Raw genomic sequence first — 25,578 nt, 5'->3', positions numbered from 1 at the left:
GATCGGGCGCCCTCAAGGTAACGGGGAGCTTACCGACCAGTACAGCGGTCCGGTAGGGTGACCCGGACATGCTGGAGGTGGGGCCCGACGGCTCGGCGAGGCCCCCGCCCGCCGTGCGAGCGACGGCAGCCCCGGAGGTGTTCATGCGGCGACCGGTCGGCCTGGTCCTGATCGGCCTTGGCGCGTTCTTCCTCACCCTCGCGCCGCTCGTCCGTTTCTACGTGGCCGACCAGGTGATCGTCGCGCCCCTGAACCGCTACCAGGTGACGAGCCTGGAGTCGAAGGGCTCCACGTACTTCGATGAGGCCGACCTCAAGCTCAAGACCGGCGTCACCCTGCTGGCCAAGAACACGGTCCGCGGGGACGTCCGCGCCAACGAGGGCAACGACGACATCGCCGTCTGGGACTCCACCACCAACATCTACGACCAGAAGAAGCCGGACAAGCCCGTCCAGATTCAGGGCTTCCGCATCGCCTTCGACCGCCGGACGGGCGTCCTGACCAACTGCTGCGGCGCCAACGTCGACGGTGACAACGGCGTCCGGATGTCCGGATACGGGCTGCTGTTCCCCCTCGCGAACGTCCAGAAGAAGGACTACCCCTTCTATGACATGACGACCAGGCAGACGGCGCCGATGCAGTTCAACGCCGTCGAGAAGGTCCACGGGCTGTCGACGTACCGCTTCACCCAGACGATCCCGCTGACCAAGACGGCCGCGCTGGACGCCAAGCTGCCCGCGAAGATGCTCGGCCTGCCGGAGGACGCGGGCAGCCAGAAGGTCGACCGGTACACCGAGGCCTACAACACCGTCTGGGTCGACCCGCGCACGGGCATCCCGGTCAAGCACCGCGAGAACATCCGCAGCACCGTCCGCACGTCCGACGGCAGGGGCTCGATGATCGTCGCGCAGGCCGACCTCATCACCGTCGACAAGGACCAGAGGGGCCTGGTCGACATGGCGAACGGCACCGCCCTGCAGATCGACCTGGTGCGCAGCTACATCCCGGCCACCGGCGTCCTCCTCGGCCTTGTCCTGCTGCTCGTCGGCGGCTACCTCGGCATGGCCCGCCGCGAGGCCCCGCCTCTGGCGGCCCCGCGCCGCCCCGACGGCAAGTTCGGCGACATGACCCCGCCCGGCCCGCCCAGGCCGCCCGGCCCGTCAAAGCCGTTCACCCCGCCCACCGAATCCGCCGCGCCCATCGCACCTTCCGCCGGGCCGTCCCAGTCCCGCCGCCCGGCGCCCCGCAGCCAGCGCCAGCAACGCAAGGCCGCAGGCCCCGCGAAACGCCGCTGACCCACCCCGGCAAGCCGCCCTCCCCATCCCGCCCGCGCACGTCCAGCCTCAACCTGTTCCCCCATGCGCCGATAACGCCGGGCGCCTCCGGCACGGCCCGCATCCCACGCCCTGCGCTTCCAACGCCGTGCGCGTCCAGCTTCGCCTGCTCCGCCCGTGCACACCTACGCCGTGCACACCTACGCCGTGCACACCTACGCCGTGCACACCTACGCCGTGCACACCTACGCCGTGCACACCTACGCCATGGCTTCGCTGATACGTGTTCTAGATGGAGGTCCTTGGCGCGTCCGGGATGAGATTCCTAACTAGAACCTGTTGCAGTTTTTCGGGCCCGCGCCTAGGGTCGAGGCTGTGCGGACACGAGTCACCGAACTATTCGGCATCGAGTACCCGATCTTCGCGTTCAGTCACTGCCGCGACGTGGTCGCGGCGGTGAGCCGCGCCGGCGGCATGGGCGTCCTCGGCGCCCTGCACTTCACCCCCGAGGAGCTCGAACTCGAGCTGAAGTGGATCGACGAGCACGTCGGGGGCAAGCCCTACGGCGTGGACGTCGTGATGCCCGCCAAGTACGAGGGCGCCGACGTCGGCGACGCCGAGGAACTGCTCGGCAAGCTGCAGGGCATGATCCCGGCGCAGCACCGGGACTTCCTGGAGAACCTGCTGGCCGAGCACGGCGTGGAGCCGCGCGGCGAGCAGGCCGGCAAGGCGCTGCTCGGCTGGACGGACGTGACCGCCCGGCCCCAGGTCGAGGTGGCGCTCAAGCACCCGATCGCGCTGCTGGCCAACGCGCTCGGCCCGCCCCCGGCGGACGTGGTCGAGCAGGCGCACGAGCACGGCGTGAAGGTCGCCGGGCTGGCCTCCAACGCCCGGCACGCCCGCAAGCAGGTCGAGGTCGGCGTGGACATCATCGTCGCGCAGGGCACCGAGGCCGGCGGGCACACCGGCGACGTCGCCACGATGGTCCTCATCCCCGAGGTCGTGGACGCCGTCGGGGAGGACACCATCGTGCTCGCGGCGGGCGGCATCGGCCGGGGCCGCCAGATGGCCGCCGGCATGGCGCTCGGCGCGGACGGCGTCTGGACGGGCTCGATCTGGCTGACGGTCGACGAGGCCGACACCCCCGAGCGCGCCCTGCCGAAGCTGCTCAACGCCACGTCCCGCGACACCGTCCGGTCCCGGGCCTGGACGGGCAAGCCCGCGCGCTTCCTCAAGACCGCGTGGACCGAGGCGTGGGAGAGCGAGAACTCGCCGGGCTACCTCCCGATGCCCATGCAGTTCATGCTGATCGCCGACGCCCTGCCCCGGATCCAGCGGTCCGGCGACGGCGAGCTGGTCACCTTCCCGGTGGGCCAGATCGTCGGATCGATGAACCAGGTGAAGCCCGCCGCCCAGGTCGTCTACGACCTGATCGAGGAGTACGTCGAGGCGATCGAGCGGCTCAACGCCATCACCGAGGGCTGACCGCCCGAAGGCCCCGGCCGGTGCTGTTCCTCCCAGCCCCGGCCGGGGCCGCGCGCGTTCTCGGCCGCGGGTCCCCGCGGAGCGGGCCGCGCGAAGATCATCAAAGCCCGGATACCGGCGGCGGCCGACTGTTACGGTGTGCCGCTACCAAGATCATTTCGACTGGACGGGTATCGGGTGAAGAGAAGTAGAAGGCTTGCCCTGTTCGCGGGGACCACCCTCGCCCTGGGCGCGGTCGCCGCCGCAGGGATCACCGCGGCGCGCCCCGGCGAGCACCGGGCGGCGTCCGTCGCGGCCGGCGAGGGGACGACGTGGCCCATCGTCCAGAGCAGCCCCAAGGCCGACACCGGCACCAGCCTCAGCGGTCTGGCGGCGGCACCCGACGGCACCATGTGGGCCGCCGGAGGCCGGCAGGCGGGCACCGTCCGCACGCCGATCCTCCAGCGCCTGACCGGCGGCACCTGGAGCGACGTGACGCTGCCGGCGGCCGCCGCGCCGTACCGCTTCAGCGCCGCCGCGGCCACGTCGGCGTCGAACCTGTGGCTGGGCGCCCAGCTCAACACCTCGGGCGATTCCCACGCCGTGCTGCACTGGAACGGCACGGCCTGGAAGACGTTCAAGGTGCCGCTGGCCTTCCAGCCCCGCGACGTCGCCACCACGGGCCCCGGCGACGCATGGGTGGTCAGCGTCTCGGCGGCCAAGCACTGGGACGGCGCGTCCTGGGCCGACACCCCGATCGGGATCAAGCCCCGCGCGATCACCGCCGTCTCGCCCACCAGCGCGTGGGCGGTCGGCTGGGCGGGCGAGGGGCAGCCCGCCACGGCCCACTGGAACGGCACCTCGTGGACCACCGTCCCGTTCCCCCAGGTCGACGGGGTCGTCCGGGGTGAGATCGCGTCCGCCCTGAGTGACGTGTACGCCGCCTCTGAGAACGACGTCTGGGCGGTCGGCACGGCGCAGGTCTCGGACGGGGCGGGCAAGACGGCCGGGCGGTCGATGCTGGCGCACTGGAACGGCACCGAGTGGACCAGCGTCCTCGGCGCCCCCGGCACCTACATGACGAAGGTCGCCTCGGACGGCGCCGGCGGTATCTGGGTCTCCGCCGGCGGCACCATGCGCCACCGCACCGCGGCGGGCGTCTGGTCCGACGAGAGCCTGACCCAGCCCGCCGGGACGAAGGTCGTCCCCTCGGAGCTGGCCCTCCGTCCGGGCGGCACGACCATGTGGGCGGTCGGTTGGACGAGCACCGACGCGACCCGGTGGGCCGACCTGGCGCACTGGCGCAGCGGCTGACGTCGATCGAACCGGACCGGCGCCCGCCCCGAGGGACTGATTTCGGGGCGGGCGCCGGTCCGTTCGCGTCCGGGCGGCGGTTCGGCCAGGGCCTCCGGCCTGCGGGCAGGTCGGAAACGGGCTTAGAAGCGGGTCATCCAGGACAGCGCGCGGGCCAGGACGTAGTAGACGGCGCCGGCGAGGGCCCAGTTGATGTAGAGCTGCTCGTCGGGGTCGCTGCGCGTGAAGATGTCGTGGAACGGCGCCGCGAGCCAGCGTCCCGCGTCGAGCGTGGCGTCCACCAGGGTGTTCCCGGGGTTCGCGCCGCCCCACGTCAGCAGCATTCCGAGGGCGAGGATCGCGACCGCCGCCCAGCCCGCCGCCATGATCATCGCGCTGACCGGGTTCGGCCTGCTGCGCCGCCACCGCGGCGGCTTGCGCTGGACGGCGGTGCCGTCCGTCCGCCGCCAGAGCGTCCGCCGGGGCGGACGGGGGGACGTCTCCTCCGGCGTCTCGTGCTTGCGTCCCAGATGCAGGGCCATGGCAAGGTCCTTCCGTGCTCGCCTTCGCCCCCAGCGATGCCACGCAGGGCCCCCCGCAAACCCGGGCCCTATTTACGGACAGACCATTATCGGGTCATTGGTTCCAGTTGCCGGACGGCGTCCGGCGCCCGGGGGACGGGTCACCTGCCGTGGTAGACGGGCGGGCGCTTCTCCTTGAAGGCGCGCGAGCCCTCCTTGGCGTCCTCGGAGCCGATGACCGGCCAGCCGATCTCGTCGGAGATCTTGAGGGCGTCCTCCTCGGACAGGTGCTGGGTCTCGCGGTAGGTGCGCAGGATGCCCTGGACGGCCAGGGGGCCGCAGGCGGCGATCTGGTCGGCCAGCTCGCGGGCGGCGGCGAGCGCCTGCCCGTCCGGGACGATCTTGTTGATCAGGCCCATGGCGAGGGCCTCCCGCGGGGTGACCGAGCGGGCGGTCAGCAGGATGTCCATCGCGTTGGCGTAGCCGATCTGGCGGGGCAGGCGGATCGCGGAGCCGCCCATGGGGAACAGCCCGCGCTTGGCCTCGAACAGGCCGAGGGTGGCGCCCTCGGCGACCACGCGCAGGTCGGTGCCGACGAGCAGCTCGGTACCGCCGGCCACCGCGTAGCCCTCGATGGCGCAGATCAGCGGCTTGGTCGGCTGGCCCTCGCGCAGCAGGCCCTTCCAGTGGAAGTTGGGAATCTGCGCCATCCGCTCCTGGACGCGGGGGTCGGACGGCTGCTGCCCCATCGCCTTCAGGTCGGCGCCGGCGCAGAACGTGCCTTCGGCCCCGGTGAGGATGGCGACGCGGACCTCGGGGGTGTCGGAGATGTAGGTCCAGGCGTCGGCGAGGCCCACCAGCATCGACGAGCTGAGCGCGTTGCGCGCCTCCGGGCGGTTCATCGTGACGATGACGACGTGGCCGTCGCGCTCGACGATGCAGTGCTCGGTGCTGATCGGCAGCCGTTCCGTCATGGTTCCTCCAGCTCAGATGTCAAACGAGAACAGATTCTAGTTAAGCCGTCGCCCTACCGGTAGGGGTTGAACTGCAAAACGAGAACGTGATCTACTTTGGACGCCGGGCGCTCGGAGCGCGTGCCGGTGCTCTGTGCTCTGTGTGCTGTGTGCTCACGTAGGGAGATCCGATGGGGTCATTGGGCTTTTGGCGGCTGGCGCAGGCCGATCCCGAGTGGGTCGCCGCCGTCGATCCGGACGGGACGCCGCATGCCGCGGGCGACCTCCTCGCACGCTCGAACCGGCTCGTCCACGGCTTGCGCGCGCTCGGTCTCGAGAAGGGCGACGGCATCTGCGGCCTCGTCCCGAACGGCGCGGACGGGGTCGTCCTCTACCTGGCGGCGCTCCAGGCGGGCTGGTACTACACGCCGATCAACTGGCATCTGACCGGCCCGGAGATCGGCTACATCGTCGCCGACAGCGAGGCCAAGGCGTTCTTCGTGCACGAGCGGTACGCCGCCGAGGGCACGCGTGCTGGCGAGGAGATCGAGGCCCACCGGCGGTTCGCGTTCGGGGAGGTCGAGGGCTTCCGGCCGGTCGCGGAGCTGGTCGACGGTCAGCCCGACACGCTGCCGGACGACCGCACCAACGGCGCCACGATGCACTACACGTCGGGGACGACGGGCCGGCCGAAGGGCGTCAAGCGGGCGCTGGCCGGGCTCGACCCCGACGACAGCGCCGAGCTGATGACGTTCCTGCTCGGCATGTTCGGCATCCCCCCGGGCCGCCCCGCCGGGGGCGAGCAGCAGGCGCATCTCATCACCTCCCCGAACTACCACACGGCCGTCACCCAGTTCGGCGGGACGGCCCTGCAGATGGGCCACACGCTCGTCTACATGGACAGGTGGGACGCCGAGGAGACCCTGCGCCTGATCCAGGAGCACCGCGTCAGCAACACCCACATGGTGCCGACGCACTTCAAGCGGCTGCTGTCGCTGCCGGAGGACGTCCGGTCGCGGTACGACGTGTCGAGCATGAAGTGGGCGATCCACGCGGCGGCGCCGTGCCCGGTGCCGCTCAAGCAGCAGATGCTCGACTGGTGGGGCGACTGCATCTGGGAGTACTACGCGGCGACGGAGGGCGGCGGGACGATCGCCAGCCCGGCCGACTGGCGCGCCCACCCCGGCACGGTCGGCAACGCGTGGCCGATCAGCGAGCTGCTGATCGTGGACGACGACGGCGAGCCCGTCCCGGCCGGGACGCACGGCACGATCTACATGAAGATGGCCGGCGTCGAGTTCGAGTACAAGGGCGACAAGGAGAAGACGGAGAAGAACCGGCTGAAGGACTTCTTCACCGTCGGGGACATCGGGTACCTGACCGAGGACGGGTTCCTGTTCCTGTCCGACCGCAAGGCCGACATGATCATTTCGGGCGGCGCGAACATCTACCCGGCCGAGATCGAGAACGAGATCATCCTGCATCCCAAGGTCGGGGACGTGGCCGTGTTCGGCATCCCGGACGAGGAGTGGGGCGAGCAGATCAAGGCCGTCGTGGAGCCCGCCGAGGGCGTCGAGCCCGGCCCGGCGCTCGCGACGGAGATCCTCGCGTCGCTGGAGGGACGGCTGGCCAGGATGAAGTGGCCGAGGTCGGTCGACTTCATCGAGGCGATGCCGCGCGAGCCCAACGGCAAGCTCCTCAAGCGCAAGCTCAGGGACCCGTACTGGAAGGACCGCGACAGTGCCATCTGACACGGCGCCCGCAGACACCGGGCAGCCCGAGCCGAACCACGTCCTGGAGTTCCCCGGCGGCTACACGCGCTCGGTCGGCCCGGTGATCGGCCGCTTCCTCAGCGAGCTGCGCGACGGCCGGCTGGTCGGCATCCGGACGGCGGACGGCAGGGTCCTCGTCCCGCCGTCGGAGTACGACCCGGAGACCGGCGAGGACGTGACGGAGGAGTTCGTCGAGGTCGGCCCGGTCGGGACGGTCACCACCTGGTCGTGGGTGGCGCACCCGGCGAAGGAGCACCCGCTCGACCGCCCGTTCGCCTGGGCGCTGGTCCGTCCGGACGGCGCCGACACAGCGCTCCTGCACGCCCTCGACCTCGGCGTCTTCGAGGAGGGCGCCAAGCCGCCGAAGTCCCTCAGGACCGGCATGCGCGTCCGCCCCCGGTGGCGGGCCGAGCGCACCGGCGGGATCGGCGACATCGAGTGCTTCCAGCCCGAGGTCACCATGATCAACGCGCCGACGCGGCTGGAGTACCGGCTGACGGGCGGGCAGGCCCTGCAGCGCTTCCTGGAGGGCATCTCCGAGGGCCGCATCCTCGGCCACCGATGCCACGTGTGCGACTCGGTCATCGTCCCGATGAAGGGGCTGTGCCCGCGCGACGGCGTCCCCACGACGGAGGAGGTGGAGCTGCCCGACACCGGCACCGTCACCACCTTCGCGGTCAACAACATCCCCGACCCGCGCGCGCCCGAGGTGCCGTTCGTGTCCGCCTACGTCCTGCTGGACGGCGCGGGCCTGACGATGCTGACGCTCGTGGCGGGCATCCCGGCCGACCAGGTCCGGATGGGCATGCGGGTGAAGGCGGCGTGGCGGCCCCGCGAGGAGTGGGCGCGGACGATGGGCAACATCAAGTGGTTCGAGCCCGTCGACGAGCCCGACGTCCCCTTCGAAGAGATCAAGGACTTCATGTGATGCCTCGTCCCGTGGCCGTGGTCGCGTTCGCGCAGACCGAGCACAGCGGTGAGGACCGGGGGATGGCCGAGATCGAGCTCCTTGCCCCCGTCATCACCGAGATCAAGGAGCGGACGGGCCAGAAGCAGTTCGGCTTCACCTGCTCCGGATCCTGCGACTACCTCGCCGGCGCCCCGTTCGCGTTCGTGTCGGCGCTGGACGCCATCGGCGCGTGGCCGCCGATCTCCGAGAGCCACGTCGAGATGGACGCCGCCTGGGCGCTGTACGAGGCGTGGGTGAAGCTCCAGCACGGCGACATCGACACCGCGCTCGTGTACGGGTTCGGCAAGTCGTCGCAGGGCGACCTGCGCACCGTCCTCACCCAGCAGCTCGACCCCTACCACCTGGCGCCGCTCGGCATCGACGCGGTGTCCCTGGCCGCGCTCCAGGCCCGCGCCTACATGGAGCGGTCGGGCGCCAAGGAGGACGACCTGCGCGCCGTGGCCGCGCGGTCCCGCGAGGCCGGGCACGGCAACCCGTTCGCGCTGCACCTGCCCGAGCCCGAGGGCGACGACTACGACGTCGCGCCGCTGCACCCCTACGACGTCGCGCCCATCACCGACGGCGCCGCGGCGATCGTCCTCGCGGCGGGGGACCGGGCCCGCGAGCTCTGCGAGCGTCCCGCGTGGATCACCGGGATCGACCACCGCACCGAGCCACACGCGCCGGGCGTGCGCGACCTGAGCCGCTCGCGCTCGGCCCGCCTCGCGGGCGAGAAGGCCGGCGCGACCGGGATCGAGGTCGCCGAACTGCACGCGCAGTACACGCACGAGGAGCTGATCCTGCGGGAGGCGCTCGGCCTGGGCGAGGACGCGGCGGTCAACCCCTCCGGCGGGCCGCTGTCGGCGAACCCGATGATGGCCGCCGGCCTCATCCGGATCGGCGAGGCCGCGTCCCGCATCCACGACGGGTCGGCGTCCCGCACGCTGGGGCACGCCTCGTCGGGCCCCTGCCTCCAGCAGAACCTCGTCTGCGTCCTGTCGGGAGAGAACCATGGCTAACCGTTGCGCGATCATCGGCGTCGGGCAGACGGCGTACAGGACCAAGCGGCTGGACGTCTCGATGGCCGGGCTGCTGCGCGAGGCGGCCCGCCGGGCGCTGGAGGACGCGCAGCTGACCTGGAAGGACATCGACGCGGTCGTCGTCGGTAAGGCCCCCGACCTGTTCGAGGGCGTGATGATGCCGGAGACGTTCCTCGCCGAGGCGCTCGGCGCCGCCGGCAAGCCGGTCATGCGGGTGCACACCGCCGGGTCGGTGGGGGGCTCCACGGCGATCGTCGCGGCGGGCCTGATCCAGGGCGGCGTCCACGACCGCGTCCTGACGATCGCGTGGGAGAAGCAGTCGGAGTCGAACGCGACGTGGGCGCTGACGGTCAACTCGCCGTTCACGACATCGCTGGTCGTGGGCGCGGGCGGCTACTTCGCGCCGCACATCCGGGCCTACATGCGCCGCTCGGGCGCCCCCGACCACGTCGGGACGCTCGTCGCGGTCAAGGACCGGCAGAACGCCCTGAAGAACCAGTACGCGCACCTGAAGATCCCCGGCATCTCCCGCGAGATGGTCGAGTCGACGCCGATGCTCTGGGAGCCGATCCGCTACCTGGAGACGTGCCCGTCGTCGGACGGCGCGTGCGCGATGGTGCTGGCCTCGGAGGACGCGGCGAAGAAGGCCCCGGCCCCGCCCGCGTGGGTGCACGGCACGGCGATGCGCTCGGAGCCGATGCAGTTCGCCGGACGCGACACCGTGAGCCCGCAGGGCGGCAAGGACGCGGCGGCGGACGTCTACCGGCAGGCCGGGATCTCCGACCCGCGCCGCGAGCTGGACTGCGCCGAGGTCTACGTCCCGTTCTCCTGGTACGAGCCGATGTGGCTGGAGAACCTCGGGTTCTGCGGCGAGAGCGAGGGCTGGAAGCTCACCGAGGCGGGCGCGACGGCCCTGGACGGAGACATCCCGTGGAACCCGTCCGGCGGCGTGCTGTCGTCCAACCCGATCGGGGCGTCGGGGATGATCCGGTTCGCCGAGGCGGCGCTGCAGGTGCGCGGCCAGGCGGGCGAGCACCAGGTGGACGGCGCGCGCCGCGCGCTCGGCCACGCCTACGGAGGCGGAGCCCAGTTCTTCGCCATGTGGATCGTCGGCAGCGACAAACCCTGATTCCCGGAGGCCCGTCCGATGGAGTTCAACCACGCTGACCTGTTCGAGGGCGTCGCGGACGCGATCGGGGACCGTCTCGCGCTGGTGTGCGGCGACCGGCGGCTCACCTACGCCGAGCTGGACGAGCACGCCAACCGCCTCGCGCACCATCTGGCGGACGCGGGCGTCGAGCCCGGCCAGCACGTCGCCGTCCAGCTCTACAACGGCGTCGAGTACGCCGCCGCGCTGCTGGCGGCGCTGAAGATCCGGGCCGTGCCCATCAACGTCAACTACCGGTACGTGGAGAGCGAACTGCTCTACGTGTACCGGGACTCCGACAGCGTCGCGCTGCTGTACGACGTGGAGTTCGAGGACCGGGTGGCGGCGACCGTCCCGGAGGCGCCCGAGCTGCGGCACCTCGTCGCGGTGGGCGGCGAGCCGTCCATCCCGGGCGCGGTCGCCTACGACGAGGCGCTGAGGGGCGCCTCCGGCGCACGTGACTTCCCCGCGCGCTCCAAGGACGACATCTACATCATCTACACCGGCGGGACGACCGGGATGCCGAAGGGCGTCATGTGGTCGACCGAGCAGATGCTGCTCGCGTTCTGGAACCCCACGTACCCCCGTCCGGCCAAGCCGGAGGACATCGTCGAGAACGCCCGCGGCGGCGGCCCGATGACCATGATGCCGGTCGCGCCCCTGATGCACGGCGCCGCGCAGATGGCCACCTGGATCGCCTGGTTCATGGGTGCGACGCTCGTCTACACGCGCAGGTTCGACGCGGCCGACGTGTGGCGGACGATCGAGCGGGAGAAGGTCAACTCGCTGACGATCACCGGGGACGCCATGGCGATCCCGATGGCCGAGGAGCTGGCGCGCGGGGACTACGACACCTCGTCCCTGCTGGCCTACGTCTCGACCGGCGCCATCTTCACCGGCACGGTCCGCGAGCGCATCCAGCGGCTGCTGCCGAACACGATGATCCTCGACCGCTTCGGCTCGACCGAGTCGGGCTCGACGGCCGAGGCGGTCGCCGGCTCCACCCCGGAGAAGGGCCTGCGGTTCGCGCCGGACGTGGAGAACGTCACCGTCCTGGACGACGCGTTCAAGCCCGTCGAACCGGGATCCGGCGTGATCGGCCAGGTCGCCCGCACCGGCCACATCGCGCAGGGCTACTACAACGACCCGGAGAAGACCGCCAGGACGTTCCCCCTGGTGGACGGCAGGCGCTGGCTGCTCACCGGCGACATCGCGACCGTGGAGGAGGACGGTTCGATCGCCGTGTACGGCCGCGGCTCGCAGACCATCAACACCGGCGGCGAGAAGGTGTTCCCGGAAGAGGTCGAGGCCGTCCTCAAGGGGCATCCGTCCGTCTACGACGCGGTGGTCACGGGCGTTCCGGACGAACGCTGGGGCAACCGCGTCGCGGCGGTGGTCCAGCCCTCCGGCGCCCAGCCGTCCTTCGAGGAGCTGAACGAGCACTGCCGCAAGCAGCTGTCGGGCTACAAGGTGCCGCGCGTCTACGCGTTCGTCGCGGAGATGAAGCGCTCCCCGGCCGGCAAGGCGGACTACCGCTGGGCGAAGCAGGTGGCGGAGGAGGCCGGATAGGGGGCGGATGGGGGTCGGCCCCGAATCCTCGTGGGATCCGGGGCCAGGAGCGGACCTCTGTTAGTGGTCCTAACAAAAACCATGGTAGGCGCCGTCCCGCAGTGGTGCGATCATTGAACGGTGTCGGCTCCGCCACACGCCGTCGCCGTTCCACCTGGTCCCGGCGGGGCCGGGTCGATAGAATCTCCCCCAGAGAGTCGCTCTTGAAATGAGTGTCTCTACATGAGAGAAAAAGGGAGAGAGGTCAAGGCGTGTCGACCCCGGAGCGCGAGCGGATGGCGGGCGAGCTGCAGATGGCGATGCAGCGCAGCACGATGTTCACGGTGCTGCTGCACCATGCCACCGCGAGCAAGGCGGGCATGAACGTCACCGACGCGCAGTGCGTCAACGCGCTGACGCTGGACGGCCCCCAGACGCCCGGCCGGCTCGCCCAGCTCATGGGCATCACGACCGGCGGCGCCATCACCGCCGTCATCGACCGCCTGGAGCGCGCCGGCTACGTCCGCCGCACCCGCGACCCCGACGACCGCCGCCGCGTGATCGTCGAACTGGTCGAGGAGAACGTCGCCCAGTTCGCCCGCTACTTCGAGCCGATAGGCCGCGCCTTCCGCGACCGCCTCGACACCTACACCGACGACCAGGTGGCCCTCCTCCTCGACTGGATACGCCGCAACAACGAGACGATGCCGTCCGTGATCGAGGAAATCCGCAAACTCCCCTGACGCCCGAAAGACGAGGAACGCTCCGGCGTGGCGGGGGCCGCCGCGCCGGAGCGTCAGTTGCTTGTGCGGAGGGACGCGTCAGTCCACGTGGCCCTTGAGGTCCTCCGCCAGGGTCGCCTGGTCCCCGTGTATTCGAGTCGGGCGGGGGAGAAAACATGACGGTAGGTGTCAGGTTTTGGGGCGAGGGTGGAGGTACCGGCCGGCGCTGGGGGATGAGGATGTGGACCGGACCCTTCGGACTAGGACTTGCCATGCGTGAAACCCGAGAAGAACTCGTAGAGCTCCAGGCGCTTCTGGACGACTCTCTGTCCCGCTCTACCGCGCATCTGCGTTCGATCATCAACACGGAGAGGAGCCTGACCGCGCAACAGCTCTGCCGGGTGCTCACCGGCATGCGCACCCTGGCCCTGTCCACGGTGACCGCCAAGGGGGAGCCGCGGATCAGTGGTGTGGACGGGCACTTCCTGCACGGGAGGTGGCACTTCGGCACGGCGCGCGACGCGGCCAAGGCCCGCCATCTGGCGGCCCGGCCCGCCGTCAGCGCGGCGCACATGCGCGGGGAGGACCTGGGGGTGTTCACGCACGGCACGGTGGAGATCCTCAACCCGCCGGACGGCGAGCCGGCCGCGGACTGGCCGGACCTGCTCGCCTACTTGAAGGGCTTCTACGGCGGGGACGCCTTCGACTGGGACGACGAGATCGTCTACTACCGGTTGCGTCCGCACTGGATGGCCGCCTACGCGCCCGACGTCGCCAAGATCACGGCGGAGGCCGGATCCTGACCCGGTCGGATCAGGCGGGCGGCGCGCTGCCGTCGGCCGGGGCCCACGGCGACCGCGGAGCGCGGGATCAGCGGCCTGGCAGGCGGGTGGTGATCTCCTGGAGGTGCCAGCCGTTGCCGTCGGGGTCGTTGAAGGAGGCGAACGAGCCGTAGCTCGTCCGATCGGGATCCGGACCGGGGCGCAGCGCGTGGGCCTGGGCGTGGTGGAAGACGCCGCCGGCGTCGTGGAAGATCTCGCTCACCTGCGCGCCGCGCTCGACCAGTTCCGCCCTGGCGGCTTCGATGTCGTCCACCACCAGGTGCAGGCCGTGCGCCGATCCCGGTTCGTCCGGGCTGACGCCGGAACCGAAGATGACGGAGCACGCCGACCCCGGCGGCGTCATCTGGACCACCCGGAAGTCGTCGCCGGTGGCGACGTCGGCGTCCTCCCTCCAGCCGAGGGCTTTGTAGAAGTCCTTGGCCCGGTCGACGTCGGTGACGGGCACCACCACGACCTCCAGTGTCATGTCCACGCTGCGGCCTCCTCCGTGCTGGATCTTCTCCACGTTCACATCTTTGGCGCGTGAGCCCGGGAAGCCACCCAAAGGCCGATAAAGACTTCGAAAGATGGGTTTTGACATGAACGGCGCGGGCGATGGTGGCGCCGTACGCCTTCCGGTCGCCGTCTCGTCGGCTCCCGGGAGCCACCACCGGTCGGGGGGATCATGGGGACGCAGTTGGAGGGGCAGACCGTCGTCCTGGTCGGCGGCAGCGCGGGGATCGGGCTGGAGACCGCACGGCTCGCCCGGGCCGAGGGAGCCGAGGCCGTCCTCACCGGGCGCAGTCCGGAACGGCTGGAGCGCGCAGCCCTGGACGTCGGCGCGCGGAGCACGGCCCTTTTCGACGCCAACGACCGGGCCGCCGTGGAGGAGTTCTTCCGGGAGCTTCCCTCACCCATCGACCATGTGCTGATCACGGCCGGGGGACCGCGCTACAAGCCCCTGCTGGAGATGGACGCCGACGAGGTGCGTGAGGAGGTCGGCGGGCACATGGTGGTGGCGCTCCAGGTCGCGCGCAGCGCGGCCCCGAGGATGCGCCCCGGGGGCACGCTCCTGCTCATGGGCGGCACCGGTGGCCGCCGCATCCGCCGCGGACTCGGGCTCATCTCCGCCGCCACCGCCGCGCTTCCCCCGTTCACCGCGACCCTCGCGCTCGAACTCGCGCCCGTCCGGGTCAACCTCATCGCCGCGGGCTTCGTCGACACGCCGCTGTCGGCGTCGCTTCTCGGGGACCGGCTCGACGAGCGCAGGAACGAGCTGCGGTCGGCGCTCCCGATCGGCCGGGTCGTGGGTCCGGCCGACGTGGCCGCACTGGCCGTCCACATCATGGCCAACACGGCGCTCACCGGCGCCACCTACGACATCGACGGCGGCCAGCAGTTCGTCCAGTGAAGGATCAGGTGGTGAGGCGGCCTCGCAGGAGGGCCAGCAGGGTCGCCTGGACGTCGTCCAGCGAGCGGCCGGGCTGGAGGGCGCGCCAGTCCAGTGCGACGGTGAGGACCATGCCGAAGACGGCGGAGGCGGCCGTGCCGGTGTCCAGGTCGGAGCGGAGGTCGCCCGTGCCGACCGCTTCGCGCAGGACGCCGGCCACGACGTCGATGGCGCGCTCGCGGATCAGGCGGGCGGCGTGCTGCCAGTCGCCGCCGGCCCGCCACGTCTCGGCGATCAGCAGCCGGGCGAAGGACTCGTGCTCGCCGATGAACGCCAGCTCGGCGGCGACGACGGCCTCCAGCGCCTCCAGCGGGGGACGGCCGGACGCGGCGTCGCGCAGCGCGGTGGCGAGGCGGTCGACGCCGTACTCCAGCAGCGCCGCGAACAGCGCGGCCTTGCCGTCGAAGTTGTAGTAGACGGTGCCCTTGGCCACACCGGCGCGCTCGGCGATCTGGTCGACGGTCGTCGCGGCGAGCCCGCTCTCGGCGATCAGCTCGATCGCCGCGGTGAAGAGCTTCTCCCGGGTCGTGATGCGGGCCACGTCCGCTGCCTCCGATCAGAGCTTCAGTGCCGGGTGCAGGCGCTTCATCGTCCAGACCCGGTTGTGCCGGACGGCCGGGGCGGTGAGCGCGAGCCCGCCGCCCAGGAAGGCGGCCAGCACCGCACAACCCTGCCATACGGAGGCCAGGTCGCCGCCGCTGATCAGATGCCGGACGGCGTCCACGACCCACGGCGTCGGCAGGTACGGGCAAACGGCCTGGAAGAACGCCGGGCTCGTCTCGACCGGGTAGGTGCCGGCGGCCGAGGTGAGCTGGAGCATCAGCAGCGCCAGCGCGATGATCCGGCCGATCGGCCCGAAGCGGGCGTTCACCCACTGGATGACCGCGAGGAACGCGGCGGACGCGAGCGCGAGGAACGCGACGAGGCCGGGCCAGTGCTCGGCGCGCAGGCCGAGCGCGAAGTGCAGGACGGCGAGGGCGGCGCAGGGCGCGGTGCGGCCGGTGCCCGCGATGCCGCTGACGGCGACGAGCGCGCCGGCCGGGACGGGCAGCTCGACGTCGCGGAATGCCCAGCCCCGCGCGCCTTTCACCCCGAGGCCCCGCGCCCGCACGGACGCTCCGCGTGCGGGACCGGCTCCGGGGCGGCCCCCGCCAGCCCCGAAGCCGATCGGGCGGGGTCCAGGGACGGGCGCCGGGGTCCCCCCGGCCACGGCGGCCGTCCCTGGAGTCTGGTGCTCGGACGTCAGCGCGACCTTCCGAAGAGCCAGATTTGTACTGACTGGTCAGTGCAAATCTAGCTCCGCCGAGAACCTCGCGGATCCGCCCGAAGCGGTGACATCAGACACGTGACCGCCACGACTCAGGTCACACGGAACAGAGCCGTGATTTGAGTCACAAAAGGCACATCCGACCAGGGAGACGGCGGGATCACTATTGGACGCACTGTCTGATCTGACACACTTCGGGGATGACCGAGTCGTCGCGCGCGCACCGCAGGCTGGCCACGCTCATGGCCGGGATGGGCACCCTCCACATGATCGTTCCGAAGCCGTTCGACGCGCTCGTCCCCGAGCGGCTCCCCGGCGGGCCGCGGACCTGGACCTACCTCAGCGGCGTCGCCGAGCTGGCCTGCGCCGCGGCCGTCGCCCACCCCCGCACCCGCAGGGCGGGCGCGCTCGCCACGGCGGGCCTGATGGCGGCGGTCTTCCCCGCCAACGTGAAGATGGCCCGCGACTGGCGCCACCGCCCGCTGCCCCTCCGCGCAGCCGCCTACGGCCGCCTGCCGTTCCAGGCCCCGCTCATCGCCTGGGCCCTCCACGTGGCCCGCAAGGCCGACTGACGACCCGGGGGCGCGGCTCCTCCCGGAATGAGATCATTCTCGGCGGTGCGTGGCGACGAGGGGCCGGTGAACCATGGAAGCACTCCGTGCGGAGGATCCCGCTGAGATCGGTGGCTATCCGCTGCTGGGGCGTCTGGGCGCGGGGGGCATGGGGCAGGTCTATCTGGGGCTGACCGGTAGCGGGCGGCATGTCGCGCTCAAGGTGATCCGGGAGGACTTCGAGGGGCCGACGGCGCTCGCCCGGTTCCGCCGCGAGGTCGCGACCGTCGAGCGGGTGCGCAGCAGGTTCGCCGCCGCGATGGTCGGCGCGGGGCTGGACGCGCCGCCGTACTGGCTGGCGACGGAGTACGTTCCCGGACCGACGCTCCGGCAGGCGGTGGCCGCGCACGGGCCGCTGCCCCCCGAGACCTGCCTGCGGCTGCTCGCCGAGCTGGCGCAGGGGCTCCTGGAGATCCACCGGCACGGCGTCCAGCACCGCGACCTCAAGCCGGGCAACGTGATCCTCGCCCCGGACGGGCCGCGGCTGATCGACTTCGGGATCGCGCGCGGCGAGGGCCAGACGCAGATCACCCAGACCGGCGCGTGGAACGGCACCCCCGGCTTCGTCGCGCCCGAGGTCGTCCGCGAGCAGCGGCCCCTTCCCTCGTCGGACGTGTTCTCGCTCGCCGGGACGGTCGTCTACGCCGCCACGGGACGTCCCCCGTTCGGCGGCGGCCGCATCGAGGCGATCATCCACCGCACGCTCAGCGGTGAGATCGACCTGGAGGGCGTCGACCCGCGCGTCGCCGGCCTGGTCCGGCAGTGCGCCGAGAAGGAGCCCGAGGCCAGGATCACGCTGGAGCGGCTGCTGCGACAGGCGCCCGTGCCGGGTCCCCTCGCCGCCGATCCCGCCTACCGGCGGATCGTCGGCGTCCCGCGGCCGATGCCCGCCAGCGTCACGGACGCCATCGCGTCGGGGCTCGTTCCGGCCGACCGCACGAGGACGGTCCCGGGCGTCTCGCGTGGACGGTCGCGCGCCGCCGTCATCGCGGCGGGCGCGGGGGTGGCCGCCGTCGTCCTGGTGGGCGCGCTCCTCGCGCGGTTCGTCCTCGACGGGGACGGCGGCGACGACAACCGGAACAAGCCGCAGGCAGGGCAGGGAACGCAGGGCGGGACCGCGACCGGTGACCCCGCGGGCTCGACTCCCGGCGGCAAGACCCCGGGCGCGACCAAGGGCGCCAACGGCGCCCCACCGGACCGGATCCTGGTCAAGCAGCCCGGTGACATCGCCGACCTCCGGTGGAGCGCGGCGAACTCGGCGTGCCAGCCCGCCGCCCGTCCGGAGGACTTCGACCTCACCCGCGACACCCAGACGTCAGTGCCGCGTGAGCCGTACACCAAGAAGACCGTCGACTTCGGCCTGCGCTTCAAGTACTCGGAGCCGCCCAGGTACTACGTGGCCGTCCAGGTCCGCCCGCCGGTGGAGCAGCAGGGGAACGGGGTCACCGGGGTGGTGCAGAGCAAGCCGCACCTGTACCCCGGCAACGCCGCGTGGCTGAACATCCACTACCCGTCGGAATTCGAGTGGGGGGGCGCGGGCAACGGCACCTACCCGCTGATGAAGGGCGACTGGACGGTCATCTGGCTGCACGTCCACCCGAACGGCGACGCCTACTACCTGACCTGCGACGGCTTCACCGTCGCCTAGGCGCCCGGCTCAGCGGACGGTGATCACGGCGGAGCCGTGGCCGAAGAGGCCCTGGTTCACGGCGATGCCGGCCCGCGCGTTCTCGACCTGGCGGCCGTCGGCCTGACCGCGCAACTGCCAGGTCAGCTCGCAGACCTGCGCGATCGCCTGCGCCGGGATCGCCTCGCCGAAGGAGGCGAGCCCGCCGCTCGGGTTGACCGGGACGCGACCGCCGAGCGTCGTGGCGCCCGACCGGAGCAGTTCCTCGGCGCCGCCCCTCCCGCACAGGCCGATGTCCTCGTACCAGTCGAGTTCGAGGGCCGTGGACAGGTCGTAGACCTCGGCGAGCGACAGGTCCTCGGGGCCGAGGCCCGCCTCCTCGTAGGCGGCGTGCGCGATCGCGGACCGGAACGGCCGCTCGGGTTCCGGGACGGTCATCGCCGAGTCCGTCGCGAAGTCGGGCAGGTCCAGGACGTTCTTCGGGAACGTGGGCGTCACCGTCGACAGCGCCGGGATGCGCACCGGGTCGGCTATCCCGTGCTTCCGCGCGAACTCCATGGACGTCAGGACGAGCGCCGCGCCCCCGTCGCTGGTGGCGCAGATGTCCAGCAGCCGCAGCGGATCGGCGACCACGGCGGACTCGCGTACGTCCTCCACGGTCACCTCCTTGCGGTACCGGGCGTTCGGGTTCGACAGCCCGTGCCGGGCGTTCTTCACCTTGACGGCGGCGAAATCGTCCAGTGTCGCGCCGTACATGGCCATCCGCCGACGCGCGTACAGGGCGAAGTAGATGGGGTTGGTCGCGCCCAGCAGGCGGAAGCGGAGCCAGTCGGGGTCGTCAGGGCGGTCCCCGCCGACGGGCTTGAAGAAGCCCTTCGGTGCGGCGTCGGCACCCACGACCAGCGCGACGTCGCACAGGCCCGCGAGGATCTGCGCGCGCGCATTGCCGATCGCCTGCGCCCCGGACGCGCACGCGGCGTAGCAACTGGACACGCGCGCGCCCGACCAGCCGAGCGCCTGCGCGAACGTCGCTCCCGCGATGAACCCCGGATAGCCGTTGCGGATGGTGTCCGCGCCCGCCACGTACTGGACGTCCGTCCACGCGAGGCCGGCGTCGGCGAGCGCGGACCGTGCCGCCGCGAGCCCGTACTCGACGAAGTTGCGGCCCCACTTGCCCCACGGATGCATGCCCGCGCCCAGCACGGCGATGTCGCGCGTCATGTGACGGGCCTCCACATCCAGACGGTGTACTCGGCCTCGTCGTCCTCGTAGAGGACGCCCTCGGTCAGCTCGACCTCCATGCCGACCGCGAGGTCGTCGACGGTGTGGCCGGGGGCGACCTGGCCCAGGACGACCATGCGTTCGGCTTCGAGTTCGACGGCCGCGACGGTGTAGGGGACGAACGGGTCGGGGGAGACGTACGGCGGCGGCGGCTTGTAGCGGGAGTCGGCGTACGACCAGATGCGCCCGCGCCCCGACAGCGCGTAGGGCTCCAGTTCGGAACCGTCCTTCGGGCCGGCGCAGCCGGGGTTGCGGCAGGCCAGCTCGTTGCGCGGGAAGTACGGCGTTCCGCAGGCGCCGCAGCGGGTACCCACCAGGCGGACGTCGCCGTCCCCGGTGGTGAACCAGCCCTCGATCGCCGGACGGCGTTCCTTGGTCGTGGTCACGCGGTCCTCCTCGTCTCCGACCGGGCGCAGCGTAACAACCGGGCGAGCGCTCGAAACGGGACGTGTCCGGTGAGCGGGACGGCTCCGGCGCCGACCCGCGCGAACCCAGCTAACTGACTCGTCAGTCACTTCGGTACAGTGAACCGAGTCGGATTCTGGTCATGCCGCCCGCAGGGTGCGAAAAGGCAGGCCCTCGGGGTGCGAACAGGTAGGGAGCGTGCGGATGCGGACTGGTCTAGAGGGCAAGACGGCGCTGGTCACCGGGGCGTCCCGGGGGATCGGGAAGGCGATCGCCACCGCGTTCGCCGCCGAGGGGGCGAACGTCGTCCTCTCCTCCCGCAAGCAGGAGGCGCTGGACGAGGTCGCCAAGGAGATCGGCGCGGCCCACCCGGGCGCCGGCGTCCTGGCCAAGGCGGCGCACGTCGGCGACGCGGAGCAGGCCGCCGCGTGCATGGACGCGGCCGTCGCCGAGTTCGGCGGCCTCGACATCCTGGTCAACAACGCCGGAACGAACCCCTACTTCGGCCCGATGGCCGACATCGAGCCCGCCGCCGCGGCCAAGACCGTCCAGGTCAACCAGTTCGCGATCGTGCAGTGGACGCAGCTCGCGCTGCGCGCCTCGCTCGCCGAGCGCGGCGGCGCGATCATCAACATCGCCTCGGTCGGCGGCATGGTCACCGAGCACGGCATCGGCTACTACAACGCCACCAAGGCCGCCGTGATCCACCTCAGCCGGCAGTTCGCGATGGAGCTGGCCCCGAAGGTCCGGGTGAACTGCATCGCGCCCGGCCTGGTCAAGACGCACCTCGCCCGCGCCCTGTGGGAGAACAACGAGGCCGAGATCAGCAGGTACATGCCGCTCGGCCGCCTCGGCGAGCCCGAGGACATCGCCGACGCCGCGGTGTTCCTCGCGGGCGACGCCTCGTCCTGGATGACCGGGCAGACGCTCGTCGTGGACGGCGGCGCCACCATCCGGCCCTCGATCGCCTGACCGTCCGGGAACACCCCTAGAAAGGGAGACGCGCATGTCACGCTGGGGACTGACCATTCCGCTGACCGGCCTCCCGCTGGCCGAGCACCGCGAGATCGTTTCCGGGCTGTCCGGGCTCGGCTACACCGACGCCTGGTCGGCCGAGACCAACGGCGCCGACGCCTTCACCCCCCTGGCGCTCGCCTCGCAGTGGGACCCCGGGCTGCGCCTCGGACCGGCGATCGTCCCGGTCTACACGCGCGGCCCCGCCCTGCTGGCCCAGCAGGCCGCCACGATCGCCGACCTCGCGCCGGGACGGTTCGTGCTGGGCATCGGGACGTCGTCCGACACGATCGTGGAGCGCTGGAACGGCATCCCGTTCGACGAGCCCTACAAGCGCACCCGCGACACGCTGCGCTTCCTGCGCAGGGCGCTCGCGGGGGAGAAGGTGAAGGAGGAGTACGACACCTTCGCCGTGAAGGGCTTCAAGCTGGAGAGCGCACCGGCGACGCCGCCGCCGATCGTCCTCGCGGCGCTGCGCCCCGGCATGCTGCGGCTCGCCGCCCGCGAGGCCGACGGCGCGATCACCAACTGGCTCGCGCCGAAGGACGTCCGGACGGTCCGCGGCGCGCTCGGCGACGAGCCGGAGCTGATCGCGCGGCTGTTCGTCTGCCCCACCGACGACGCCGAGGAGGCCCGCGCGATCGGCCGCTGGATGATCGCCGCGTACATGACGGTCCCCGTCTACCGGGCGTTCCACGAGTGGCTCGGACGCGGCGAGGCGCTGCGCCCGATGAACGAGGCGTGGGCGGCCGGCGACCGGAAGAAGGCGCTGGAGGTCATCCCGGACGAGGTGGTGGACGACCTGATCGTGCACGGCTCCCCGGAGCGGTGCCGCGCCCGCGTCCGCGAGTACACCGCCAACGGCCTCACCACCCCCGTGCTGGCGATCGTCCCGGGCGGGGGCCTCTCCCAGGCGGAGGCGGTGCGGGCGCTCGCCCCGAGTGCGGACTGAGACCGTCCGATCACGTCCCGATGTTTACCGCAGTGAGGATCGGGGAGGGTGGGGCAAATCCCGACAGCGAACGAAGAGACGTGAGGAGCTGATCGTGCTCACGCTGACCAGCGGTGCCGTCCAGGTCATCCGTACGGTGACCGCCAACCCGGAGCTTCCGCCCGAGACCGGCATCCGCATCGAGTCCGGGCTCGACGGCTCGGACGCGCTGCGGCTATCGGTGGCCCCGGCCCCCGAGGCCGGCGACCAGGTCGTGGAGGAGGAGGGCGCCAAGGTGTACCTGGAACCCACGGTCGCCGAGATGCTCGACGACAAGACCCTCGACGCCCAGGTCGACCCGCAGGGCGACGTGGCCTTCACCATCGCGGAGGGGTCTGAGGGAACTCCCACCTGACGTGTAGGACGAGACCGGGGCGCGCCCGCCGGGCCGCCCCGGTCTCGCGTCCTGTCCGCCGTCCCGCGCGTCAGCGCATCGCCGCGACCACGGCGACCACGGCGAACACGAACGCCGCCGCGGTGAGGACAGCGAACGCGGCGATCACCGCGCAGGCCAGGCCGCGCGGCTGGTCGCGCCAGATGGGGGAGCGGTCGCGCGCCTGCCGGTCCGGTTCTCGCCGGAACGACCGTCCCGCGTCCAGGGGGTCGGGCGAAGGCGGGGTCGTCACGAGCGCCAGTGTCGCAGATGGATCACTCCGCCCGCCGCCCGCCCGGGACGTCGCATCGCGGGGGCGCGGGCCCGTGTTCGGGCGGCCGTCGGGGACCGGTCAGCCCGGGAACCACGGGTGCGTCACCGGTCCCCTCCCAGGATGCGGGCGAGCAGCTGCGTGCAGTTGTTGTCGTGGGGGAAGTCGGACGTCTCGTCGATCCAGCCGAAGTCGATCATCGCCTGCCCGATCCGGGCCATGATCACCGAGAACTTGAAGCCGGACAGGATCTCGTAGTACGCCATGTGGCGCATCGGGCGTCCGAGCAGCTCCTCGTAGCGGGCGACGGTCTCGGTGTAGGAGGGGAAGCCCTCCAGCCGGGCCGCGCCGACGCCCTCGGAGTGGTGCCGGTCCAGGAACATGAACCAGGCGAGGTCCTCTTCGGGGGCGCCGAGCACGGCGCCCTCCCAGTCCAGCACCGCCGCCGGCGTCCCGTCCTGGAAGATCACGTTGCCGATGCGGGCGTCGCCCCACAGGGCGACGGGGTCGTCCGGCTCGTCGGGGCGGTTCGCCTTCAGCCACTCCAGGGCCCTGAGCGCCGTCTCCTGCGGCCCCTGGTAGGCCCAGCCCAGGTAGTGCTCGTAGTAGGTGAGCCGCTGGTCGAGGCCCGGCGCCCCCCAGGCCGGCTGGTCGAGGAAGCCGAGGTCCAGCGCGCGGACGTCCAGCCGGTGCAGCCGCGCCATGATCTCCAGGGTGGACCACCACATCGCGGCCCGCTCGCCCGGCGGTACCTCGGTCACCCAGCCGTCCATGTGGTACGGCGGCATGTCGGTCGGGACGCGGCCGTCGACGCGGCCCATCACGAAGAACGCGGCGCCCAGCACGTCGCTGGACGGCTCGTACCAGCGGATCGGCGGCACCGGGATGGAGGTGCGCTCGTCCAGGATGCGCATCAGCCGGTACTGCTCCTCGAACCGCGGCTCCGGGAAGATCTGGTACTTCTCCGGGGCGACCCGCGCGACGAGCGGTTCGCGCCTCGGCGCGCCGCCGGCGTCGTTCCACTCGGCCTCGAAGAGCAGGGTCTCGTTGGAGAAGCCGCTGGTCTGGGGCGTCTCCACGCGCGGGATGCGGACACCGGGCAGATGGCCCTGCAGCCACCGCGTGAGGGTCCGCCTGGTGATCTCGGGATCGCGCTGGTCGGGAACGGGCATCGCACCGCCTCCTTGCCGTGCCTGCTGGCCGGGGTCGGGCCCGAATTAGAACGTGTTCTATCAACGGTCCGGGGGGTGGTCAATGGGCGGGGGCGGTCCCGTGAAAAAATCGCCGGATGCGCCTCACCAAGCTCGGACACGCGTGCGTGCAGCTCGCCGAGGACGACCGCGCGATCGTCATCGACCCCGGCTCGTTCAGCGGGGCCGCGGACGCGCTGGCCGCCGCCGACGCCGTACTGATCACCCACGAGCACTTCGACCACTTCGACGCCGACGCGCTGCGCGCGGCGATGGCCGACCGCCCCGCCCTGGAGGCGTGGACGTCCCGCGCCGTGGCGGAGAACCTCGCCGACCTCGGCGGACGCGTCCACCAGGTCGGCCACGGCGACGCCGTCACGATCGCCGGCTTCGACGTCCACGTCTACGGCGAGGACCACGAGATCATGCATCCGGACCTGCCGCCCGTCCCGAACGTCGGGTTCCTGGTCGACGGCGAGGTCTTCCACCCGGGGGACGCGCTGACCGTCCCGTCCGAGCCCGTCCCGACGCTGTGCCTGCCCGGCAACGCGCCCTGGATGCGGGCGCTCGACCTGTACGAGTACACGCGGGCGGTCCGCCCGGAGCGCGCCTTCGCCATCCACGACGGGCTGCTCAACGACATCGGCCTCCAGGTGATGCAACGCGTCCTCACCAGTGCCGGCGACGAACTCGGCAGGGAGTTCGTGCGCCTCGCTCCCGGCACCACCGTGGACCTGGCCGCCAAGTGAACGCCTCCCCCCGCATCCCCCCGACCGCCGAGCCGCCGGCCGGCGAGCGCGCCGGTTCCGCCGAGCACGGAGCGCGCCTCCTGGAGCCCCGCTCCATCCAGGCCGTCTTCTTCGACATCGGCGAGACCCTCATCAACGAGGGCGAGATCTACGGGCGCTGGGCCGACTGGCTCGGCGTGCCCAGGCACACCTTCCTCACCAAGCTCGGCGCGCTGCTCGCGACCGGCGGCGACCACGCGGACCTGTTCGAGTACTTCCGGCCCGGGTTCGACCTAGAGGAGGAGCAGCGGCGCCGCGAGGAGGCGGGCGTCCCGAACGGGTTCGGGCCGGACGACCTGTACCCGGACGCGCGGGCGTGCCTGTCGGGCCTGCGCGACCAGGGCCTGTTCGTCGGGATCGCGGGCAACCAGCCGGTCCAGGCGGCCGAGCAGATGGCGGAGCTGGCCCTGGACGCGGACGTCGTCGGCATCTCGGACGTGTGGGGCGTCAGCAAGCCGTCCCACGAGTTCTTCGAGCGCTGCGCCCAGCTCGCCGACGTCCTGCCCGACCGCGTCCTGTACGTGGGGGACCGCATCGACAACGACGTCCGGCCCGCCCTGGACTTCGGGATGCGGGCGGCGTTCCTGCGCCGCGGCCCGTGGGGGAACATCCAGAAGGACGACGAAGCGCTCGGCGAGTGCCTGTTCGTGCTCGACGACCTGGCCGGCCTGCCGAGCCTCGTCGCCGAGCACAACGCCGGCCGCGCCCAAGGGCCGGCTGCCCCCTAGGGGACGTCCCGTACTCCTGAGGTAGCAGCGGGGAACACGCCGAGAGAGCGATGTGGGACCGGCCGTCCGGTTCGTAGC

General features: G+C 71.8%; 28 protein-coding genes. 19 read left to right on the top strand and 9 right to left on the bottom strand.

Features of this window, described 5'->3' with window-relative positions; all coding sequences use genetic code 11:
• Positions 1 to 68 precede the first annotated feature (68 nt).
• The 4 genes from pgfA (at position 69) to CHC11_RS04355 (ending at position 4,052) form a co-directional block, all read left to right on the top strand.
• Complete coding sequence (gene pgfA, locus CHC11_RS04370) at positions 69 to 1,295, top strand: cell envelope lipid trafficking protein PgfA (protein WP_245918701.1); 1,227 nt, start codon at positions 69 to 71, stop codon at positions 1,293 to 1,295.
• Positions 1,187 to 1,594, top strand: coding sequence for a pentapeptide repeat-containing protein (locus CHC11_RS43755; RefSeq protein ID WP_089310328.1), 408 nt, complete (start codon positions 1,187 to 1,189; stop codon positions 1,592 to 1,594). The genes pgfA and CHC11_RS43755 overlap by 109 nt, the downstream gene beginning before the upstream one ends.
• Positions 1,595 to 1,649: 55 nt before the next feature.
• Entirely contained in the window at positions 1,650 to 2,759 is a 1,110-nt protein-coding gene (locus CHC11_RS04360; protein ID WP_089310211.1) for an NAD(P)H-dependent flavin oxidoreductase, read from the top strand.
• A gap of 177 nt (positions 2,760 to 2,936) precedes the next feature.
• A complete protein-coding gene (locus CHC11_RS04355) occupies positions 2,937 to 4,052 on the top strand; it encodes a hypothetical protein (RefSeq protein WP_089310210.1) in 1,116 nt (371 codons plus the stop codon).
• Positions 4,053 to 4,174: 122 nt separating this feature from the next.
• On the opposite strand, the gene CHC11_RS04350 is transcribed toward CHC11_RS04355, so the two are convergent.
• Both CHC11_RS04350 and CHC11_RS04345 read right to left on the bottom strand, forming a co-directional pair.
• Complete coding sequence (locus CHC11_RS04350; protein ID WP_089310209.1) at positions 4,175 to 4,573, bottom strand: hypothetical protein; 399 nt, start codon at positions 4,571 to 4,573, stop codon at positions 4,175 to 4,177.
• A 140-nt stretch (positions 4,574 to 4,713) separates the two neighbouring features.
• On the bottom strand, positions 4,714 to 5,526 hold the full coding sequence (locus CHC11_RS04345; protein WP_089310208.1) for a crotonase/enoyl-CoA hydratase family protein: 813 nt from the start codon (positions 5,524 to 5,526) through the stop codon (positions 4,714 to 4,716).
• 170 nt (positions 5,527 to 5,696) lie between these two features.
• On the opposite strand from CHC11_RS04345, the gene CHC11_RS04340 reads away from it, so the two are divergent.
• The 7 genes from CHC11_RS04340 (at position 5,697) to CHC11_RS04310 (ending at position 13,486) form a co-directional block, all read left to right on the top strand.
• Positions 5,697 to 7,256 (top strand): acyl-CoA synthetase, encoded by a 1,560-nt coding sequence (locus CHC11_RS04340; protein WP_089310207.1) that lies wholly within the window; start codon positions 5,697 to 5,699, stop codon positions 7,254 to 7,256.
• Complete coding sequence (locus CHC11_RS04335) at positions 7,246 to 8,205, top strand: Zn-ribbon domain-containing OB-fold protein (RefSeq protein ID WP_089310206.1); 960 nt, start codon at positions 7,246 to 7,248, stop codon at positions 8,203 to 8,205. Before CHC11_RS04340 ends, CHC11_RS04335 begins: the two co-directional genes overlap by 11 nt.
• Positions 8,205 to 9,245, top strand: a complete 1,041-nt coding sequence (locus tag CHC11_RS04330) for a thiolase domain-containing protein (RefSeq protein WP_089310205.1) — start codon at positions 8,205 to 8,207, stop codon at positions 9,243 to 9,245. The genes CHC11_RS04335 and CHC11_RS04330 overlap by 1 nt, the downstream gene beginning before the upstream one ends.
• Entirely contained in the window at positions 9,238 to 10,395 is a 1,158-nt protein-coding gene (locus tag CHC11_RS04325) for a thiolase domain-containing protein (protein WP_089310204.1), read from the top strand. Before CHC11_RS04330 ends, CHC11_RS04325 begins: the two co-directional genes overlap by 8 nt.
• Positions 10,396 to 10,413: 18 nt before the next feature.
• On the top strand, positions 10,414 to 11,982 hold the full coding sequence (locus CHC11_RS04320) for an acyl-CoA synthetase (RefSeq protein WP_089310203.1): 1,569 nt from the start codon (positions 10,414 to 10,416) through the stop codon (positions 11,980 to 11,982).
• Positions 11,983 to 12,233: 251 nt separating this feature from the next.
• A complete protein-coding gene (locus CHC11_RS04315; protein ID WP_089310202.1) occupies positions 12,234 to 12,704 on the top strand; it encodes a MarR family winged helix-turn-helix transcriptional regulator in 471 nt (156 codons plus the stop codon).
• Positions 12,705 to 12,955: 251 nt separating this feature from the next.
• Entirely contained in the window at positions 12,956 to 13,486 is a 531-nt protein-coding gene (locus tag CHC11_RS04310; protein ID WP_089310201.1) for a pyridoxamine 5'-phosphate oxidase family protein, read from the top strand.
• A 67-nt stretch (positions 13,487 to 13,553) separates the two neighbouring features.
• Here CHC11_RS04310 and CHC11_RS04305 read toward each other — a convergent pair whose 3' ends face one another.
• Entirely contained in the window at positions 13,554 to 13,991 is a 438-nt protein-coding gene (locus CHC11_RS04305; RefSeq protein ID WP_245918731.1) for a VOC family protein, read from the bottom strand.
• A gap of 198 nt (positions 13,992 to 14,189) precedes the next feature.
• Here CHC11_RS04305 and CHC11_RS04300 point away from each other — a divergent pair, with 198 nt between their 5' ends.
• Positions 14,190 to 14,915: an SDR family oxidoreductase gene (locus tag CHC11_RS04300; protein ID WP_089310199.1), complete on the top strand. Its 726-nt coding sequence runs from the start codon at positions 14,190 to 14,192 to the stop codon at positions 14,913 to 14,915.
• Between the two features lie 4 nt (positions 14,916 to 14,919).
• Here CHC11_RS04300 and CHC11_RS04295 read toward each other — a convergent pair whose 3' ends face one another.
• Positions 14,920 to 15,495, bottom strand: a complete 576-nt coding sequence (locus tag CHC11_RS04295) for a TetR/AcrR family transcriptional regulator (RefSeq protein ID WP_089310198.1) — start codon at positions 15,493 to 15,495, stop codon at positions 14,920 to 14,922.
• A gap of 15 nt (positions 15,496 to 15,510) precedes the next feature.
• The gene (locus CHC11_RS04290) at positions 15,511 to 16,065 is read right to left on the bottom strand and encodes a YhgE/Pip family protein (protein WP_245918698.1); all 555 of its coding nucleotides are present in this window, start codon (positions 16,063 to 16,065) and stop codon (positions 15,511 to 15,513) included.
• A 356-nt stretch (positions 16,066 to 16,421) separates the two neighbouring features.
• Between CHC11_RS04290 and CHC11_RS04285 the strand changes: the two genes are divergently transcribed.
• A complete protein-coding gene (locus CHC11_RS04285) occupies positions 16,422 to 16,793 on the top strand; it encodes a DoxX family protein (protein ID WP_089310196.1) in 372 nt (123 codons plus the stop codon).
• A 73-nt stretch (positions 16,794 to 16,866) separates the two neighbouring features.
• Positions 16,867 to 18,480: a serine/threonine protein kinase gene (locus tag CHC11_RS04280; RefSeq protein WP_089310195.1), complete on the top strand. Its 1,614-nt coding sequence runs from the start codon at positions 16,867 to 16,869 to the stop codon at positions 18,478 to 18,480.
• Positions 18,481 to 18,489: 9 nt separating this feature from the next.
• On the opposite strand, the gene CHC11_RS04275 is transcribed toward CHC11_RS04280, so the two are convergent.
• A complete protein-coding gene (locus CHC11_RS04275) occupies positions 18,490 to 19,680 on the bottom strand; it encodes a lipid-transfer protein (RefSeq protein WP_089310194.1) in 1,191 nt (396 codons plus the stop codon).
• Entirely contained in the window at positions 19,677 to 20,126 is a 450-nt protein-coding gene (locus CHC11_RS04270; protein ID WP_218825922.1) for a Zn-ribbon domain-containing OB-fold protein, read from the bottom strand. The genes CHC11_RS04275 and CHC11_RS04270 overlap by 4 nt, the downstream gene beginning before the upstream one ends.
• Before the next feature lie 223 nt (positions 20,127 to 20,349).
• Between CHC11_RS04270 and CHC11_RS04265 the strand changes: the two genes are divergently transcribed.
• The 3 genes from CHC11_RS04265 to CHC11_RS04255 all read left to right on the top strand — a co-directional run bounded on the left by CHC11_RS04265 (position 20,350) and on the right by CHC11_RS04255 (position 22,505).
• Positions 20,350 to 21,117, top strand: coding sequence for an SDR family oxidoreductase (locus CHC11_RS04265; RefSeq protein ID WP_089310193.1), 768 nt, complete (start codon positions 20,350 to 20,352; stop codon positions 21,115 to 21,117).
• 34 nt (positions 21,118 to 21,151) lie between these two features.
• Positions 21,152 to 22,111: an LLM class F420-dependent oxidoreductase gene (locus tag CHC11_RS04260; RefSeq protein ID WP_089310192.1), complete on the top strand. Its 960-nt coding sequence runs from the start codon at positions 21,152 to 21,154 to the stop codon at positions 22,109 to 22,111.
• Between the two features lie 94 nt (positions 22,112 to 22,205).
• On the top strand, positions 22,206 to 22,505 hold the full coding sequence (locus CHC11_RS04255) for a Fe-S cluster assembly protein HesB (protein WP_089310191.1): 300 nt from the start codon (positions 22,206 to 22,208) through the stop codon (positions 22,503 to 22,505).
• Positions 22,506 to 22,575: 70 nt separating this feature from the next.
• On the opposite strand, the gene CHC11_RS04250 is transcribed toward CHC11_RS04255, so the two are convergent.
• Together CHC11_RS04250 and CHC11_RS04245 are read right to left on the bottom strand one after the other, a co-directional pair.
• Complete coding sequence (locus CHC11_RS04250) at positions 22,576 to 22,776, bottom strand: hypothetical protein (RefSeq protein WP_089310190.1); 201 nt, start codon at positions 22,774 to 22,776, stop codon at positions 22,576 to 22,578.
• 122 nt (positions 22,777 to 22,898) lie between these two features.
• Entirely contained in the window at positions 22,899 to 23,966 is a 1,068-nt protein-coding gene (locus CHC11_RS04245; protein ID WP_089310189.1) for a phosphotransferase family protein, read from the bottom strand.
• Between the two features lie 116 nt (positions 23,967 to 24,082).
• Here CHC11_RS04245 and CHC11_RS04240 point away from each other — a divergent pair, with 116 nt between their 5' ends.
• A complete protein-coding gene (locus CHC11_RS04240; RefSeq protein ID WP_089310188.1) occupies positions 24,083 to 24,733 on the top strand; it encodes an MBL fold metallo-hydrolase in 651 nt (216 codons plus the stop codon).
• Positions 24,730 to 25,500 (top strand): HAD family hydrolase, encoded by a 771-nt coding sequence (locus tag CHC11_RS04235; RefSeq protein ID WP_245918697.1) that lies wholly within the window; start codon positions 24,730 to 24,732, stop codon positions 25,498 to 25,500. Before CHC11_RS04240 ends, CHC11_RS04235 begins: the two co-directional genes overlap by 4 nt.
• Positions 25,501 to 25,578 lie beyond the last annotated feature (78 nt).

The organism is Actinomadura mexicana, from assembly GCF_900188105.1.
Lineage (GTDB): Bacteria > Actinomycetota > Actinomycetes > Streptosporangiales > Streptosporangiaceae > Spirillospora > Spirillospora mexicana.
This window is presented reverse-complemented; position numbering and strand designations above follow the sequence as displayed.

Excerpts from the sequence above, each read along its gene's own strand:
- CHC11_RS04300 (WP_089310199.1), top strand. The coding sequence starts at position 14,190 with ATGGGGACGCAGTTGGAGGGGCAGACCGTCGTCCTGGTCGGCGGCAGC.
- CHC11_RS04245 (WP_089310189.1), bottom strand. The coding sequence starts at position 23,966 with ATGCCCGTTCCCGACCAGCGCGATCCCGAGATCACCAGGCGGACCCTC.
- CHC11_RS04310 (WP_089310201.1), top strand. The coding sequence starts at position 12,956 with ATGCGTGAAACCCGAGAAGAACTCGTAGAGCTCCAGGCGCTTCTGGAC.
- CHC11_RS04350 (WP_089310209.1), bottom strand. The coding sequence starts at position 4,573 with ATGGCCCTGCATCTGGGACGCAAGCACGAGACGCCGGAGGAGACGTCC.
- CHC11_RS04330 (WP_089310205.1), top strand. The coding sequence starts at position 8,205 with ATGCCTCGTCCCGTGGCCGTGGTCGCGTTCGCGCAGACCGAGCACAGC.
- CHC11_RS04275 (WP_089310194.1), bottom strand. The coding sequence starts at position 19,680 with ATGACGCGCGACATCGCCGTGCTGGGCGCGGGCATGCATCCGTGGGGC.
- CHC11_RS04345 (WP_089310208.1), bottom strand. The coding sequence starts at position 5,526 with ATGACGGAACGGCTGCCGATCAGCACCGAGCACTGCATCGTCGAGCGC.
- CHC11_RS04325 (WP_089310204.1), top strand. The coding sequence starts at position 9,238 with ATGGCTAACCGTTGCGCGATCATCGGCGTCGGGCAGACGGCGTACAGG.
- pgfA (WP_245918701.1), top strand. The coding sequence starts at position 69 with ATGCTGGAGGTGGGGCCCGACGGCTCGGCGAGGCCCCCGCCCGCCGTG.
- CHC11_RS04340 (WP_089310207.1), top strand. The coding sequence starts at position 5,697 with ATGGGGTCATTGGGCTTTTGGCGGCTGGCGCAGGCCGATCCCGAGTGG.
- CHC11_RS04285 (WP_089310196.1), top strand. The coding sequence starts at position 16,422 with ATGACCGAGTCGTCGCGCGCGCACCGCAGGCTGGCCACGCTCATGGCC.
- CHC11_RS04320 (WP_089310203.1), top strand. The coding sequence starts at position 10,414 with ATGGAGTTCAACCACGCTGACCTGTTCGAGGGCGTCGCGGACGCGATC.
- CHC11_RS04305 (WP_245918731.1), bottom strand. The coding sequence starts at position 13,991 with ATGACACTGGAGGTCGTGGTGGTGCCCGTCACCGACGTCGACCGGGCC.
- CHC11_RS04280 (WP_089310195.1), top strand. The coding sequence starts at position 16,867 with ATGGAAGCACTCCGTGCGGAGGATCCCGCTGAGATCGGTGGCTATCCG.
- CHC11_RS04260 (WP_089310192.1), top strand. The coding sequence starts at position 21,152 with ATGTCACGCTGGGGACTGACCATTCCGCTGACCGGCCTCCCGCTGGCC.
- CHC11_RS04265 (WP_089310193.1), top strand. The coding sequence starts at position 20,350 with ATGCGGACTGGTCTAGAGGGCAAGACGGCGCTGGTCACCGGGGCGTCC.
- CHC11_RS04240 (WP_089310188.1), top strand. The coding sequence starts at position 24,083 with ATGCGCCTCACCAAGCTCGGACACGCGTGCGTGCAGCTCGCCGAGGAC.